Annotated in this window: 11 protein-coding genes; 7 read left to right on the top strand and 4 right to left on the bottom strand. The window is 67.6% G+C overall.

Annotation, left to right across the window (positions count from 1 at the left end):
- Nucleotides 1-117: 117 nt before the first annotated feature.
- Together AVTE2539_RS01150 and AVTE2539_RS01145 are read left to right on the top strand one after the other, a co-directional pair.
- Nucleotides 118-2,385 carry a TonB-dependent receptor gene (locus tag AVTE2539_RS01150; protein WP_502868847.1) on the top strand — a complete coding sequence of 756 codons (2,268 nt, stop codon included), beginning with the start codon at nt 118-120 and terminating at the stop codon, nt 2,383-2,385.
- 20 nt (nt 2,386-2,405) lie between these two features.
- Nucleotides 2,406-3,941, top strand: a complete 1,536-nt coding sequence (locus AVTE2539_RS01145; RefSeq protein WP_284408068.1) for a PepSY domain-containing protein — start codon at nt 2,406-2,408, stop codon at nt 3,939-3,941.
- Between the two features lie 153 nt (nt 3,942-4,094).
- Here AVTE2539_RS01145 and AVTE2539_RS01140 read toward each other — a convergent pair whose 3' ends face one another.
- From AVTE2539_RS01140 to AVTE2539_RS01125, 4 genes are all read right to left on the bottom strand, one after another.
- On the bottom strand, nt 4,095-5,495 hold the full coding sequence (locus tag AVTE2539_RS01140; RefSeq protein WP_284408067.1) for a phospholipase D-like domain-containing protein: 1,401 nt from the start codon (nt 5,493-5,495) through the stop codon (nt 4,095-4,097).
- Nucleotides 5,492-6,982: an ATP-binding protein gene (locus AVTE2539_RS01135; RefSeq protein ID WP_502868879.1), complete on the bottom strand. Its 1,491-nt coding sequence runs from the start codon at nt 6,980-6,982 to the stop codon at nt 5,492-5,494. Before AVTE2539_RS01135 ends, AVTE2539_RS01140 begins: the two co-directional genes overlap by 4 nt.
- Nucleotides 6,982-7,641: a response regulator transcription factor gene (locus AVTE2539_RS01130; RefSeq protein ID WP_272565085.1), complete on the bottom strand. Its 660-nt coding sequence runs from the start codon at nt 7,639-7,641 to the stop codon at nt 6,982-6,984. Before AVTE2539_RS01130 ends, AVTE2539_RS01135 begins: the two co-directional genes overlap by 1 nt.
- A 166-nt stretch (nt 7,642-7,807) precedes the next feature.
- Nucleotides 7,808-9,337 carry a DegQ family serine endoprotease gene (locus tag AVTE2539_RS01125; RefSeq protein ID WP_284408065.1) on the bottom strand — a complete coding sequence of 510 codons (1,530 nt, stop codon included), beginning with the start codon at nt 9,335-9,337 and terminating at the stop codon, nt 7,808-7,810.
- A gap of 223 nt (nt 9,338-9,560) precedes the next feature.
- On the opposite strand from AVTE2539_RS01125, the gene cas3 reads away from it, so the two are divergent.
- The 5 genes from cas3 to cas7c all read left to right on the top strand — a co-directional run bounded on the left by cas3 (nt 9,561) and on the right by cas7c (nt 15,551).
- Nucleotides 9,561-11,849 carry a CRISPR-associated helicase Cas3' gene (cas3, locus tag AVTE2539_RS01120; RefSeq protein WP_284408064.1) on the top strand — a complete coding sequence of 763 codons (2,289 nt, stop codon included), beginning with the start codon at nt 9,561-9,563 and terminating at the stop codon, nt 11,847-11,849.
- A 62-nt stretch (nt 11,850-11,911) separates the two neighbouring features.
- Complete coding sequence (locus tag AVTE2539_RS01115; RefSeq protein WP_284408063.1) at nt 11,912-12,088, top strand: hypothetical protein; 177 nt, start codon at nt 11,912-11,914, stop codon at nt 12,086-12,088.
- 90 nt (nt 12,089-12,178) lie between these two features.
- A complete protein-coding gene (cas5c, locus tag AVTE2539_RS01110; RefSeq protein ID WP_284408062.1) occupies nt 12,179-12,853 on the top strand; it encodes a type I-C CRISPR-associated protein Cas5c in 675 nt (224 codons plus the stop codon).
- Nucleotides 12,850-14,673, top strand: coding sequence for a type I-C CRISPR-associated protein Cas8c/Csd1 (cas8c, locus tag AVTE2539_RS01105; RefSeq protein WP_284408061.1), 1,824 nt, complete (start codon nt 12,850-12,852; stop codon nt 14,671-14,673). Before cas5c ends, cas8c begins: the two co-directional genes overlap by 4 nt.
- Nucleotides 14,670-15,551 carry a type I-C CRISPR-associated protein Cas7/Csd2 gene (gene cas7c / locus AVTE2539_RS01100; protein WP_284408060.1) on the top strand — a complete coding sequence of 294 codons (882 nt, stop codon included), beginning with the start codon at nt 14,670-14,672 and terminating at the stop codon, nt 15,549-15,551. The genes cas8c and cas7c overlap by 4 nt, the downstream gene beginning before the upstream one ends.
- Nucleotides 15,552-15,557 lie beyond the last annotated feature (6 nt).

The raw sequence follows: 15,557 nt of genomic DNA, 5'->3' as shown, positions 1-15,557 counted from the left end.
GAACGCATTTCCCCTCCCCTTTGCTGATCCGGCCTGCCGGGCGCACTGCCGTACCGCCGCCACTGCGCGGCGGGCGGCGCGCGCCGGGTGCGGGCGATCCGCGTGCTGATCGATGCCATGACCACGACTTCCCTTTTTTCCTCCGCCCTGCCCGTGCCACCGCCGCAGCCGCAGCCGATTTCGGCCCGAACACCGCGCAAGGCACGCTCGCCGCTGGCCCACGCGATGCTGGCGGCGCTGGCCGGCTTCGGGCCCGCCGCCGCCCCGGCGCAGGAGGCGCCCCTGTCGTCCGTGCCCACGCTGGCGCCGGTGACCGTCTCGGGCACATCCGCCGAGCCCCTGGGCCGGCTGAACCTGGACACCCCCGCCGAGACCGGCAGCCGCCTGGGCCTCACGCCGCGCGAGACACCCGCCTCGGTCACCGTGGTGGACCGCGCCACCATCGAAGCCCGTGGCGCGCAGGACACGCAGGAGATCCTGCGGGCGATCCCCGGCGTGACCGCGCACAACGCGCCGGGCTCGATGGCGGCCAGCTACCGCGGCTTCAGCAACAACTCGGTCACGCAGCTGTACAACGGCATCACGGTGCAGTACGGCAGCGCCACCCGCGCGGTGGACAGCTGGATCTACGACCGGGTGGAGGCCGTCGGCGGCGCGTCGAGCTTCCTGTACGGCGCGGGGGCCGTGGGCGGCTCGCTCAACTACATCACCAAGACGCCCGACCGCAGCGGCGACTTCGCGGAAGGCCGGCTGCGCGCGGGCTCGTACGGGCTCAAGGAAGCCTCGGCGGGCCTCAACCGCCGCATCGCGGGGCCGCAGGACGGCGGCGCAGGTCCGAGCCACTTCGCGCGCATCGACGTGAACCACCGCGATGCCGGCAGCTGGACCACCGGCACGCAGACCCGGTCCACGCAGCTGGCCGCATCGCTGCTGTCCGACCTGGGCGGCGGCTTCACGCACCTGCTGGCGTACGAGTACCAGAAGGACGCGGTGGACCGCCCCTACTGGGGCACGCCGGTGCTCAACCCCGCCGTGGGCGCGCTGCGCATCGATCCCGGGACGCGCTTTGCCAACTACAACAGCAGCGACGGCATGTACGCCCACCGCGTGCAGTGGCTGCGCTCGGTGGCGCAGTGGCGCGTGTCCGACGCCCTGCAGTGGCGCAACACGCTCTATGCCTACGACGCGCTGCGCGACTACCGCAACGTGGAGACCTACCAGTTCAACGCGGCCAACACCCTGGTCTCGCGCGGCAGCGCCTTCCTGCAGCGGCACGACCAGCAACTGGTGGGCAACCGCACCGAGGCCACCTGGCACGGCACGCTGGCCGGCCGGCCGAGCGACTGGGCCTTCGGCCTGGACGTGAGCGTGAACCGGCAGACGCGCTTTCCCAACAGCCTGGCCGGCACGGTGAGCACGGTGGACCCGTACCGCTTCACGACAGAGCGGTTCTTCGACATTCCCGGCATGGCCCCCGGCTTTCGCGCCGACCGCGACAACCGCGTGCAGACCACCGCGGTGTTCGTGGAGAACCGCACGGCCCTGGTGCCCGGCGTGAACCTGGTGACGGCGCTGCGGCAGGAGCGCATCGCGCTGGACCTGACCAACCGCCGCGCCGTCACCGCCACCAGCCCCGCCACGTTCGAGCGCAGCTACACGCCCACCACCGGCCGCCTGGGCGTGGTGTGGGACGTGGCCCCCGGCGCCAACGTGTACGCCCAGTACGCCACGGCGAGCGACCCACCGTCGGGCTCGCTGTCCACGGCCTCGTTCGCCGACGTGGCCAACAACAGCGCGCTCACCACGGGCCGGCAGCTGGAAGCGGGCGCCAAGTTCGACTTCTGGGGCGGACGGGGCACGGCCACGGTGGCGGCGTTCCAGATCACGCGGCGCAACATCGCCTCGCAGGACCCCAACAACCCCGCCTTCACCGTGCTGGTGGGCGAGCAGTCGTCGCGCGGCGCGGAGGTGGCCGTGGGCCTGCGCCTGACCGACCGCTGGCAGCTGCAGGCCAACGCGATGCGCACCCGCGCCCGCTACGAGCAGTTCGTGCAGGGCGGCGTGTCGCTGGCCGGCCGCACGCCCATCAACACGCCCGAGAGCGTGGCCAACCTGTGGCTGGGCTACGCGGTCACGCCCGCGCTGCAGGCCACGGCGGGGGCACGGCGCGTAGGGCGTATCTATGCGGACGCGGCCAACACGCAGTATTGGCCCTCGTACACGCTGCTGGACCTGGGGCTGTCGTGGAAGCTCTCGCCCACCGCCACGCTCTCGGGCCACCTGCGCAACGCCACCGACCGCATCTACGCGGCCGAAGCGCGCAGCGCGCAGGTGTACCTGGGCGCACCGCGCACGGTGGACGTGTCGCTGCAGGTGGCGTTCTGACCGCCGACGGGAAACGCACCATGGACTGGACCCGCCCTGTGCGCGCCAAGCGCTGGCTGTTTCTCACCCACCGCTGGCTGGGGGTGCTGCTGTGCGGCTTCTTCGCGATGTGGTTCGTCTCCGGCATCGTGATGATGTACGTGGGCTACCCCCAGCTCACCGAGGCCGAGCGCACCGCCCACCTGCCGCCGCTGGGCAGCGGCACGGGCCTGCGGGAGCCCGACGCCGCGCTGGCGCCCGCCGGCCTGGCGCTGGTGCCGCTGGCCGAGCTGCGCCTGGCGGTGGCCAGCGGCGGGCACGCGGTGTACCTGGTCCGGCCCGAAGGGGCGCCGCCCCGCTCGCCCGCCACGGTGATCGACGCGGCGACGGGCGAGGTGCTGCGCGCGGTGGATGCGCCACGCGCGCTGGCCAGCGCCGCGGCCTGGGCCGGCCCCGGCGTGGCCGCGGACTACGAAGGCACGCTGCAGGAAGATGCGTTCACCCATTCGCGCGGGCTGGACATGCACCGGCCGCTGCACCGCGTGCGGCTGCACGATGCGGACGGCACCGTGCTCTACGTGTCCGGCACCACGGGCGAGGTGGTGCGCGATGCGCCGCGCACCGAGCGCCTGTGGGGCTACGTGGGCACGTGGATCCACTGGCTCTACCCGCTGCGCGGCAACGCGCTGCAGCCCTACTGGAGCGCCACGGTGAACACGCTCGCCGTGGCCGGCACGCTGGCGGCGCTGGCCGGCACCGTCGTGGGCCTGCAGCGCTGGCGCTTTCGCGGGCGCTACCGCAGCGGCGCGCGCACGCCCTACCCCACGCCCGCGATGCGCTGGCACCATGCGCTGGGACTGGTGTTTTCGGCGGCGACCATCGCGTGGATCTTCAGCGGCTTCATGTCGATGAACCCGTGGAAGCTGTTCGACAGCGGCGCGCCGCCGCTGAATCTGGCGGCGCTGCAGGGCGGGCCGCTGGCCGTGGGCCCGCCGCAGGGCCCGCACCCGCCCGCGGCCTCGCTGGCCGCGCTGCTCACCCCGACCGGCGGCACCACGCGCGAACTGCGCTGGGTGCGCGCCACGGGCCGCACGCTGGTGCTGGCGCAGCCCGCCCAAGGCGCGCCCGAGGTGCTCGATGCCGCCACGGCCGCGCCCACTGCCATCGACGCCGCCGCGCTGCGCGAAGCCATCGCCCGCCTGGTGGCGGCGCCCCTGGTGCGCGTGGACACGCTGGCGCACTACGACCTGTACTACTACGCCCGCGCGCCCCACACCATGACGGGTGCGCCCGCCAAACCCCTGCCGGTGCTGCGCGCGGTGTTCGCCGACGAACACGCCACCTGGGTGCACGTGGACCCGCTCACCGGCGCCGTGCTGGGCCGCCTGGACGGCCACCGCCGCGCCAGCCGCTGGCTCTTCGCCATGCTGCACAGCTGGGACTGGGTGCCGCTGCTGGAGCGGCGCCCGCTGTGGGACGCGGTGATGCTGGTGCTGGGCCTGGGGGGCGCGGCCTTGAGCGCCACGGGCATGGTGATCGGCTGGCGGCGGCTGCGGCGCAAGGCGGGCCGGGCGTGAGCTCGGGCCCGGCCCGCCTTGCGCCCGCACGCGCCCACAGGGCGGTTTCGATATAAAAACCGCCTCATGCCCTAGTAATTATTGCCGATGAAGCTATAAAAACAATAGCAAAACACCGCTGCGCGGGAGCCCCGCGCCGGGCGACCGGCCCTCCTACAGCTGAAAGCCCACCGCCCGCACCACGCCCTCGCCGATGTCGCGCGGCCAGGACGGGCGCCGGGGCACATAGGGCCGCGCCAGGGCGATCTGGCGCGCGCACCAGTCCGACAGCCATTGCACCTCGGCCGGACCGTAGAAGGCCGTCATCGCCTCGTAGTTGAGGAACAGGCTGCGCGCGTCGAGGTTGAGCGAGCCGGACAGGGCCAGGTCGTCGTCGATCAGCACGGCCTTGGCATGCACCATGCCCGGTGCCAGCCACACCTCGGCGCCGGCCAGGCCCAGCTCGCGCAGGGCGCGCTCGCGGGCCCAGTCGGCCAGGCGGTGGTTGGACCGCCAGGGCACCAGCAGGCTCACGCGCACGCCGCGGCGGCAGGCCATGCACCAGGCCTCCAGCAGCGCGTCGTCGGGCACGAAATACGGTGTCACGGCCACGATGCGCTCCTGCGCGTGGTAGGCGCCGGCCAGCAGCAGGGCATGCACGGTGTCGTCGGCGTGGTCCGGTCCGCTGGGCACCCACTGGGCCAACGGGCCATCGCGCGGGCCCGGGGGCAGCGGCTGGGGCAGCGCGGCGCGCACCAGGCGGCCGCTGGCGGTGCTCCAGTCGGCCTCGAACTGCGCGGCGGCCTGTAGGGCGAGGGGGCCGTGCACCTCGTAGCTCAGGTCGATCCAGGCCGGGTGGCCGGGCTGGTCGAGGAAGTATTCGCAGGCCAGGTTGCGCCCGCCGCTCCACAGCCGCTCACCGTCGGCCACCACCAGCTTGCGGTGGTTGCGCAGGTTGGTGCGCCCACGCATCGGGTTGTGCAGCATGGGCATGAAGCGGCGTACCTGCACGCCCTGCGCCTGCAGCGTTTTCACCAGCGCGCCGGGCGTGGCCAGGCTGCCCACCGCGTCCAGCAGCAGCCGCACGGCGACGCCGCGCTGCGCGCATTCGCCCAGGGCCCGTGCGACCTGCCGGCCCACCGGGTCGTCGCCGAAGACGAAGGTGCACACGTCCAGCCGGTGCCCCGCCGAGGCGATGGTCTGCAGCAGTGTGCGCAGGGCCTGCGTGCCGTCGGCGTGCAGCACGACGCGCGCGTTGCGCACCGCCGGCTCCAGCTCCATGCTGGCCAGCAGCCGCGCGGCCCAGGGCGGGCCGGCGGGCTGCGCGGCGGCCGCGGCGGTCTCCTGCTGCGCCTTGCGCGGGCGGCGCAGGGGCCGCGCGAACTTGCGGGCGCCGAACAGCACGAACAGCGGCACCGCCACGTACGGAAAGGCCACGATGGCCAGCACCCAGGCCACCGCCGCGGAGGGGTGGCGCCGCTGGCGCCCGATGCGCGTGCCCATCACGTAGATCAGCAGGCCCACCGCCACGAAGACCGCGTGGCCCAGACCCGAGAGGACGGCGAAGCCGGTCAAGCGCCGTCCCCGGCCGATGGCGCCTGCGGAGCCGGCGCGGAGGGTGCGGCCCCCGCCAGCGCATCGAACCGCACCGACACCCGCAAGCCCCCCAGGCGCGGCGAGCCCTCCAGGGCAACCTGCGCCTGGTGCATGCGGGCGATCGACTGCACGATCGCCAGGCCCAGCCCGCTGCCCGGCACCTGCGCACCGCCCTCGACCGCCTGCGGCGCGCGGCAGAACCGGCCCAGCACGCGCTCGCGGTCGCCTTCGCCGATGCCCGGGCCGCTGTCGTCCACCACCAGGGTGACGGCGCCGCCCGGTTCCGCGCCATGTGCGGGCGCATCGGCGATCACATGCACGTCCACCACGCCGCCGTCGGGCGTGTACTTGACCGCGTTGTCCACCAGGTTGCGCAGCAGGATGCGCAGGGCCTCGGCATGGCCGGCAATGGGGGCGGCATCCGCCCGGGCCAGGCCCAGGTCGATGCCGCGCTGCTGGGCGGCGGGCGCCGCATCCGCAACCGCCTGCAGCGCCAGGTCGGCCAGCACCACGGGCTGCGCGGGGGCCCCGGCGGCCACGCTGGATTCCTGCCGCGCCAGGGCCAGCAACTGCTCGACCAGCCGCGTGGCCCGGTCGATGCCGGCCGACAGGCGGGCCACGGCCACGCCGCGCGCCTCGGCATCCGGTGCGCGCAGCAGCCCCTGCGCCTGCAGCTTGAGCGCGGCCAGGGGCGAGCGCAACTCGTGCGCCGCATCGGCGACGAAGTGCTGCTGCGCCTCGAAAGCCCGCTGCACCCGCGCGAACAGCAGATTCAGTTCGTCCACCAGCGGCTGCACCTCGGCGGGCAGGGCATCGCCGTCGACGGGCGAGAGGTCGTCCGCCTGGCGCTGCGCCACCTCGCGGCGCACGCGCTCCACCGGCGCGAGCGAGCCGCTCACCACCCACCACACGGCCAGCGCCAGCAGCGGCGCCATGAGTGCGATGGGCCCGGCCGTGCGCAGGGCCAGGTCGCGCGCCATCGCCTTGCGAACGGCCATGTCCTGCGCCACCTGAATGACCTGGGAGCGCGTCTGCACCGAAAACACGCGGTAGGTGGTGCCATGCGCCTTCACCCTGGAAAAGCCCAGCACCGCGCGCTGCGGCAGGGCAGCGCCCACGGCGGACTCGAACACGCGCAAGCCTTCGGCCGACCAGACCTGCACGACGAACTCGTAGTTCTCATCGTCGTGCACCAGCGGCCCGGGCGCGTTGGCCGGCACCTCCGGCAGGCCGGGCCGCAGGGCCATCGCCATCTGCTCCATGTGGTAGTCGAAGATCTCATCGGCCTCGGACAGCGCCGAGCGGTACGACAAAAGGATCTGCAGCAGCGCCGTGCACACGATCGCCGCCAGCAGGAACCACAGCAGCCGCGCGCGCAGCGAATGCGCCGGTGCGCCCGTGCGCGGCGCCGGCCCGCCGGGGCCCGGGGGCTGGCTGTGGGGCGGGTCCTGGGTGGCGGGCGGCATCATGCCTTGGGCACCATGTAGCCCACGCCGCGCACGTTCAGCACCAGTTCGGCGCCCAGCTTCTTGCGCAGACCGTGCACATACACCTCCACGGCGTTGCTGCTGATCTCGTCCTTCCAGCCGTAGAGCTTTTCCTCGAGCTGGGTGCGCGACAGCACCATGCCCGGGCGCGCCAGCAGCGGCTCCAGCACGGCCCATTCGCGCGCCGACAGCACCACGGGCGCGCCGTTCACCGTCACCTCGCGCGTGGCCGGCAAAATCCGCACGCCCTTGTGCTCGTAGGCCGGCTCGGCCCGGCCGGCCGCGCGCCGCGTGAGGGCGCGGATGCGGGCCAGCAGTTCATCGAGTTCGTAGGGCTTGAGCACGTAGTCGTCGGCGCCGGCGTCCAGCCCCTCCACGCGCTGGGCGAGCGCATCGCGCGCGGTGGCCACCAGCACCGGGGTGCGGTCCTTGCGCGCGCGCAGGTCGCGCAGCACCGCCAGGCCGTCGCGCCGGGGCAGGCCCAGGTCCAGCAGCACGAGGTCGTAGGTCTGCGTGCGCAGGGCGGTGTCGGCCATCTCGCCGTCGCGCACCCAGTCCACCGCGTAATGCTCGGCGCGCAGCAGATCGTGCACGGCCTCTCCGATCATGGTGTCGTCTTCCACGAGCAGCAGGCGCATGGGGCGGCCCTCCTCTTCTTTTCAGGTCTCAAACGCCACCGCGCCGGCGGCGGCTGCGGCAATCGCAGCGCCAGCGGCGCGGGTGCGTGGGGGTTGTGAACAGGCGGCGGCGTCCATGGCCGCCAAGCATAGCGGCTGGCCCAATGCCGCCGCGCAGGACGGGGCTTCAGCCCAGCGGCACCGGCACGAAGATCTTGTCGCCGTCGCGCTGGATCAGCAGGGCCACCGACTTGCCCGCCTTGGCCATCGCCTCGCGCACCTGCTCCACGCCCCGCGCCGGCGTGCCGTTGATGGCCAGCAGCACGTCGCCGGGCTGCACGCCGGCCAGGGCGGCGGGGCCGCGGGCATCCTCCACCAGCAGGCCGCCGTCCACGCCGGCATCGCGGCGTTCCTGCGGCTGCAAAGGCCGCAGCGCCAGGCCCAGCCGCCCCTTGCCGCTCGACTTTTCCGAACTGGCGATCTTGGTGGCCTTCTCGCTCGCATCGCCCAGCGTGGCGGTGAACTCCTCGCGCTTGCCATGGCGCCACACCTCCAGCCGCGCCTGCGTGCCGGGCGCCGCCTGGCCCACGATCGCCGGCAGGTCGCCCGAGGCCACGATGGGCTGCCCGTTCACGCTGCGGATCACGTCGCCCGACTTCAGGCCCGCCTTGTCGGCCGGGCCGCCCTCTTCCACGCCGGCCACCAGCGCCCCTTCGGGCTTGTCGAGCTGGAACGAATCGGCAAAGGCCTGGTTCACCTCCTGCACCGACACGCCCAGGCGCGCATGGCTGGCCTTGCCCGTGGCCAGGATCTGGTCCTTGACCTTGGCGGCCACCTCGATCGGGATGGAGAACGACACGCCCTGGTAGCCGCCCGAGCGGCTGTAGATCTGCGAGTTGATGCCCACCACCTCGCCGCGCGCATTGAACAGCGGGCCGCCCGAGTTGCCGGGGTTCACCGCCACGTCGGTCTGGATGAAGGGCACGTAGCTGTCGTCCGGCAGCGAGCGCCCCTTGGCGCTCACCACGCCGGCCGTCACGCTGTTTTCGAAGCCGAAGGGCGAACCGATGGCCAGCACCCACTCGCCCACCGCGAGGTTGCGCGTGCTGCCCAGCTGCACCACGGGCAGGTCCTTGGCGTCGATCTTGAGCACCGCGATGTCGGTCTTGGGGTCGGAGCCCAGCACCTTGGCCCGGAACTCGCGCCGGTCGGTCAGCTTCACCGTGACCATGTTGGCGCCCTTGACCACGTGGGCGTTGGTGAGGATCACGCCATCGGCGCTCACGATGAAGCCCGATCCCTCGCCCCGCGTGGGCACCTCGCGCTGGCGGCCGGGGGCCTGCAGGCCGGGCGGCACCATGCCGAAACGGCGGAAGAACTCGAACATCGGATCGTTGGGGTCGATGCCCTGCGCGCCACTGCGCGGGTGGGCCGCGGTCTCGTCATCGTCGTCGTCCGAATCGGTCATGGACGTCTTGGTGGTACCGCTCACGCTGATGTTGACCACCGCCGGACCGTTGCGCGCGGTGATCTGCGCGAAGTCCGGCGCCGTCACGCCGCCCGTGTACGGCATGGCCGCCGGCTGCACCGCGGCGGGCGGCATGGCGGCGCGGCTGGAATGCATGTTGGTCACCAGCCCCGCGCCGGTGGCCCCGATGGCGCCGGCAGTGAGCAGGGCCAGGGTCAGGCGGCGGGGGGTCGATAGAACGGAGTTCATGGCAGTCCTTTCGTTGGGTCGTTGCATGGGGGCAGTTTGGGCAACGAGACTTAGGTGTGGCTTAGGGGTGAACGCGCATTCAGCAGCAGACCACGCACTGGATGTGCCCCGGCACACATCAGAGGGAAACCCCGCAGGTGAGAGGCGCCGCACAGCCACCACAATGGCTTGGCCGACAGCTCATCCATCAGAGAGAGCGACGGTTCAAAAAAGGGAGGGAACATTGAGCGACGAAGGGCCACCGGGCGCGACCACGCCGCGCTTTTACGCGCACTCCACCAAGAATCCGGATGCCAGCGATTGGCAATCGCTGCCCGATCATTTGCGTGCCGTCGGGCAGATGGCAGAAGAGTTCGCCACTGTGTTCGGCGCCGGAACCATGGCCCGGGCGACCGGGTATCTGCACGATCTGGGAAAGTACACCCTGCCGTTTCAGGAACGGCTGCGCGGAAGCCCGCTGCGTGTGGACCACTCCACCTGGGGGGCGCGCATCGCACAGCAGCGGTGGGGGCGCATGGGACATCTGCTGGCGTATGCCATCGCCGGACACCACGCCGGGCTGGCCAACGGAAACACGCCGGGCGAGCGCACCGCTCTGGCTGACCGGCTGCTGGCGGAATTGCCTGCGTTAGACCCGGTATGGGAACAGGACATCAGCTTGCCAGCTCGGTTGGGCGGCCCAGAGGGGTTCAGGCCATATGGAGCACTGGGCAGCCAACAGGCAAATGACCGCTATCCCTTTCAGCTGGCCTTTCTCACGCGCATGCTGTTCTCATGCTTGGTGGATGCCGACTTCATCGATACCGAACGCTTCTATGGGCTGGGCAGCGAACAGGGAAATCTGCGTGAGGCCGATCCTGCGCTGTCATTGCCTGCCCTGCGCGACCAACTCGACCATTACCTGAAAGGCTTGCCGTCCGGTGGTGACGTCAACCCCTTGCGCCACAGCATCCTGAGCCATGTCCGTGGCCAGGCCGACCACCCACCCGGGCTGTTCTCGCTCACTGTGCCCACGGGCGGCGGCAAGACGCTGGCGTCGCTCGCTTTCGCGCTCGACCATGCCATTCGCCACGGCCTGCGGAGAGTGATTTTCGTGATTCCTTTCACGAGCATCGTTGAGCAGAACGCAGCCGTTTTCCGCCGGGCGCTCGGTCCGCTGGGCGATGCTGCCGTACTGGAACACCACAGCGCGTTCACCGAGCAAACACCTCCACGCGACGATCCTGAGAAATACCAGTCGGTGCAGAAACTGCGGCTGGCAATGGAGAACTGGGACGCCCCTATCGTCGTCACCACCGCCGTCCAGTTTTTCGAAAGTCTATTTGCTGCCAAGCCTTCGCAATGCCGCAAGCTGCACAACATCGCAGGCAGCGTGGTGATCCTGGACGAAGCGCAAACCATGCCGCTGCGAATGCTTCGGCCCTGCGTGGCCGCCATCGACGAACTCGCACGCAACTACCGCGCTAGCGTGGTGCTGTGCACTGCCACACAACCTGCCTTGGATGAGTCTGCACTCGAAGGAGGCTTGGAAAAAGTGCATGAGCTGGCCCCCGAAACTGCAAGCCTGTTTCAGCAACTTGAGCGTGTACGTGTGCGACCTATGCGCACGCTGAGTGATGAAGCCTTGACTGCCGAAATGCGGTCGCGTGAGCAAGTGCTGTGCATCGTAAACAACCGCCGCCACGCGCGTGCCGTTTATCAGTCCATGGCGGACCTGCCTGGTGCGCGCCACCTGACGACGCTGATGTGCGCCAAGCATCGCAGTGCGGTGCTGGACGACATCAGGGAGTTACTCAAGAATCAACAGCCTTGCCGCGTGGTCAGCACCAGCTTGATCGAAGCTGGGGTCGATGTGGACTTTCCCACCGTATTGCGTGCCGAGGCCGGATTGGACTCCATCGCCCAGGCTGCAGGGCGCTGTAACCGCGAAGGCACAAGAAGCCGCGACGCCAGTGAAGTGCTGGTATTCGCCAACGAAAACAAAGACTGGGCTCCACCGCCTGAGCTGGAGCAACACGCAGACGCCGCGCGGGAAGTTCTTCGCCACCATGTGGGAAACCCGCTATCGCCCGAAGTCATTCGTCGTTACTTCGAACGGCTTTACCGGCAAAAGGGGGACCGCGAACTCGACGCAGCCAAACTGATGAGCATGCTCAAGGCCAGCGAGTTCGACCGCCTTCCCATGGAAACGCTGGCCAAGGAATTCAAGATGATCGATAGCGTGCAGATGCCAGTGATCGTGCCGTATGACGATGACGCTAGAAAATTTCTCCGGGCATTGGAATTTGCTGAAAGCAGTGGGGGACTCGCACGTAAGTTGCAGTCTTATCTGGTGCAGTTGCCTCGGCAAGGATTCGATGCGCTTCACAAGGCTGGAGCAGTAACGGCTTTTGCCCCCGACAAGTGGGGAACTCAGTTCATGGTCCTGAGGAACGAAGACCTGTATGACGAGCAATCTGGACTGAACTGGGACAACCCAAGTTTTTTAAAGGTGTCCTCATTGGTTCAATAAAAATATCATAGCCATACAACACACTCTGAACCACAATCTGCCTACCCACTGAGGAGCGGATCATGAAGCGTCAACCCCCTGAAAAAAGCAAGGCAGGTTTCCATCTGAAGCTAGAGCTTGCTTCTTCGTGGGAGCAAAGCTCATCCACTCTGAAATGGGTAGTCGCTCTTGTAGCCGTGTTGGTTGGTTCACCTAGCTTGGTGAAACTCATTGAATGGATTGCCAGGGGCGTGGGTTGAAACAGAGTTAGTTGTATGGCCAGTTAGAAGAAAGTATCGGCATCTCCCACGAAAGTTGGGGATGCCGATTTATAAAAGTTGGGAGGATGTATGCCATTTGGAATTCGCTTAAAAATTTGGAGCGACTACGCCTGCTTTACTAGACCTGAGATGAAGGTTGAAAGGGTGAGCTACGACGTCATCACCCCGTCCGCCGCACGCGGCATCCTTGATGCCATTCATTGGAAGCCGGCAATTCGTTGGTCCATCGACCGCATCCACGTGCTGCGGCCGATCCGCTTTGAATCGATCCGGCGCAACGAAGTAGGCGGAAAGATTTCTCCTGCCAGTGTGACCAAGGCGATGAAGTCTGGCACCACAGTGGACCTGACGAACTATGTCGATGAAGATCGCCAGCAGCGCGCTGCAACCATCCTGCGTGATGTCGCCTATGTAATCGAAGCGCATTTTGATCTGACTCCGAGGGCTGGTGCCGAAGACTCGGTCGGCAAGCACCTCGACATCTTCAACCGCCGTGCCCGCAAAGGGCAGTGCTTTCACATGCCATGCATGGGAGTGCGCGAGTTTCCTGCCCATTTCGAATTGCTGGAAGACGGTATCCCGATGCCTCAGAAGCATGCATCCGTGCTGCCTGAACGAGATCTGGGTTGGATGTTGCACGACATCGACTTTGATCGTGGCATGACACCCCGCTTCTTCCGCGCACAGATGGTGGGCGGCATGGTCGAGGTACCACCCTGGCACAGCGAGGAGATCAAAGCATGATTCTTCAAGCGCTTCATACCTACTACCAGCGCCTGCTGGCGCGTGAAAAGAAGGTCTTGTCCCCGTTTGGCTACAGCCCGGAGAAGATCAGCTACGAAATCCTGTTGGCTCCCGATGGACGGGTGGTAGACGTCAACGGCATCCATGACACGACGGGTAAAAAGCCACTGCCACGGGTGATGAACGTGCCCCAGCCAGAGAAGCGGACAGTCGGCATCAAGTCCAACTTTCTCTGGGACAAGACCAGCTACGTGCTCGGCGTCAGCGCGACCAGCAAGCGGTCAGACAAAGAGCATGAAGCGTTCAAGACTCTGCACCAGAAAAGCTTAGCCGGCACAGAGGATGCGGGGTTGAAAGCGTTCCTGGCTTTTCTGTCCACTTGGACCCCCGAGCGCTTTTCCGAGGCACCTTTCAAGCAGGAGATGCTGGACACCAATGTCGTGTTTCGCATGGACGGCGAAGAGCCCCATTTGCATGAGCGTCCTGCCGCACAAACAGTGCGGGCACAACTGCTGGATACCGAAGAGGGCGGGTCGCCGGCGCTCGCCCATTGCCTGGTAACAGGGGATCGCATGCCGATCGCGCGATTGCATCCGGCCATCAAAGGTGTGAATGGGGCACAAAGCTCGGGCGCTTCGATTGTCTCGTTCAATCTTGAGTCCTTTACCTCCTACGGCAAAAGCCAGGGCGAGAATGCACCCATCTCCGAGCAGGCCGCATTCGCCTACACCACCGTGCTCAACCATCTGCTGCAGCGTGGCGAGCACCGTCAGCGCATCCAGATCGGGGATGCGAGCGTGGTGTTCTGGGCCGAGGCGGATGACGCGGAGGTCGCGCAGCAGGCCGAGTCGATCTTTGAATCGATGCTCAATGCCCAACCCGACGACCCGAAAGAAGCTGACCGCTTGCGCGATGTGCTGGAACACGTCGCACAAGTGCGCCCCTTGTCAGAGCTGAATCCGAAGTTGCAAGACAGCACGCGCATGTTCGTCCTCGGCTTGGCGCCCAACGCTTCGCGCATCTCCATCCGCTTCTGGGAAACCGAAACGTTGGGCGTGTTCGCGCAGCGGCTGGCACAACATGCACAGGACTTCCGATTGGAGCCATTGCCCTGGAAAACAGCTCCCGCTGCACGCCGCGTCGTTCTGGCCACAGCACCGAATCGCGAAGGGGCCATGCCAAAGATGGATGACGCATTCAACAATCTCGTCGGTGAATTCATGCGGTCCGTGCTGAACGGCAGGCCCTATCCGCGCAGTTTGTTGGCCAACACCCTGCTGCGCATCCGCTCAGACGGCAATTTATCAGGCATGCGCGCGGCGATCTGCAAGGGAGTGCTGGCACGCGAGTGGCGCCTCGGCATCCATACAACCATTCACAAAGAGGAGGTTCCCGTGAGTCTCGACAAGCAATCCGAAAACCCAGGCTACCGGCTGGGCCGCCTGTTCGCGGTGTTGGAAGCGGTACAGCGCAGCGCGCTCGGCGGCCAAGTCAATGCCACCATCCGCGACCGGTATTACGGCGCGGCATCGGCCACGCCGGCATCCGTCTTTCCAGTGCTGCTGCGCAATACGCAGAACCACCTGGGCAAGCTCCGCAAGGACAAGCCGGGCCTGGCCGTGAACCTGGAAAAAGACATCCGCGAAATCGTCGATGGCCTGGGGGAGCAGTTCCCGCGCAGCCTGCGCATTGAGGACCAGGGCCGCTTCGCCATCGGGTACTACCACCAGTCCCAAAGCCGTTTCATCAAAGGCGGCACGGAGGCCGAACAAGACACCGCAGATTCAAACACCGACAACACCGAGGGAGCCCCCGCATGACCGCCATTGCCCACCGCTACGAGTTCGTCTATCTTTTCGACATCACCAACGGCAACCCCAATGGCGATCCAGACGCCGGCAACCTGCCGCGCCTGGACCCCGAGACCAACCGGGGCCTGGTGACCGACGTGTGCCTCAAGCGCAAGATCCGCAACTTCGTCAGCCTGGACAAACCGGCCGACGCGGGCTATGCGATTTATATGCAGGAAAAGGCCGTGCTGAACAATCAACATCGCAAAGCCTACGACGCAATTGGACTCAAGCCAGAAGATAAGAAATTACCCAAAGACGATGAAAAAGCGCGGGCCATCACGCAATGGATGTGCAGCAACTTTTTTGATGTCCGCACTTTCGGTGCCGTTATGACAACCAAGGTGAATTCAGGACAAGTGCGCGGCCCAATTCAGATGGCTTTTGCCACATCCATCGATCCCGTGGTGCCGCTCGAAATCTCCATCACGCGCATGGCTGTTACGACACAGGAAGAGGCCGAGGCGCAGAGCGGCGACAACCGCACCATGGGCCGAAAGCACATCATTCCCTATGGGCTGTACCGCGCGCACGGCTTTGTCTCGGCCAAGCTGGCCGAGCGCACGGGCTTTTCCGATGCGGACCTGGAGCTGTTCTGGCGCGCGCTCATCAACATGTTCGAACACGACCGCTCGGCCGCACGCGGCGAAATGGCGGCCCGCAAGCTGATCGTTTTCGAGCATGAAAGCGCCATGGGCAATGCACCAGCGCATGTGCTGTTCGATGCCGTCCGGATCACACCGGCACAGGCCGATGCAGACAGCGCTCCACGCCGGTTCGCGGATTACCGCGTGGAGATCGACCGAGCGGCCATTCCTTCGGGCGTGGCCGTTCGTGAGCTGATCTAGCGCGGC

It is taken from the genome of Acidovorax sp. SUPP2539 (assembly GCF_030158975.1).
Taxonomy (GTDB): domain Bacteria; phylum Pseudomonadota; class Gammaproteobacteria; order Burkholderiales; family Burkholderiaceae_C; genus Paracidovorax.
This window is presented reverse-complemented; position numbering and strand designations above follow the sequence as displayed.

Coding starts and splice junctions, on each gene's coding strand:
- AVTE2539_RS01150 (WP_502868847.1), top strand. CDS start 118: ATGACCACGACTTCCCTTTTTTCCTCCGCCCTGCCCGTGCCACCGCCG.
- AVTE2539_RS01145 (WP_284408068.1), top strand. CDS start 2,406: ATGGACTGGACCCGCCCTGTGCGCGCCAAGCGCTGGCTGTTTCTCACC.
- AVTE2539_RS01135 (WP_502868879.1), bottom strand. CDS start 6,982: ATGCCGCCCGCCACCCAGGACCCGCCCCACAGCCAGCCCCCGGGCCCC.
- AVTE2539_RS01130 (WP_272565085.1), bottom strand. CDS start 7,641: ATGCGCCTGCTGCTCGTGGAAGACGACACCATGATCGGAGAGGCCGTG.
- AVTE2539_RS01125 (WP_284408065.1), bottom strand. CDS start 9,337: ATGAACTCCGTTCTATCGACCCCCCGCCGCCTGACCCTGGCCCTGCTC.
- AVTE2539_RS01115 (WP_284408063.1), top strand. CDS start 11,912: ATGAAGCGTCAACCCCCTGAAAAAAGCAAGGCAGGTTTCCATCTGAAG.
- cas5c (WP_284408062.1), top strand. CDS start 12,179: ATGCCATTTGGAATTCGCTTAAAAATTTGGAGCGACTACGCCTGCTTT.
- cas8c (WP_284408061.1), top strand. CDS start 12,850: ATGATTCTTCAAGCGCTTCATACCTACTACCAGCGCCTGCTGGCGCGT.
- cas7c (WP_284408060.1), top strand. CDS start 14,670: ATGACCGCCATTGCCCACCGCTACGAGTTCGTCTATCTTTTCGACATC.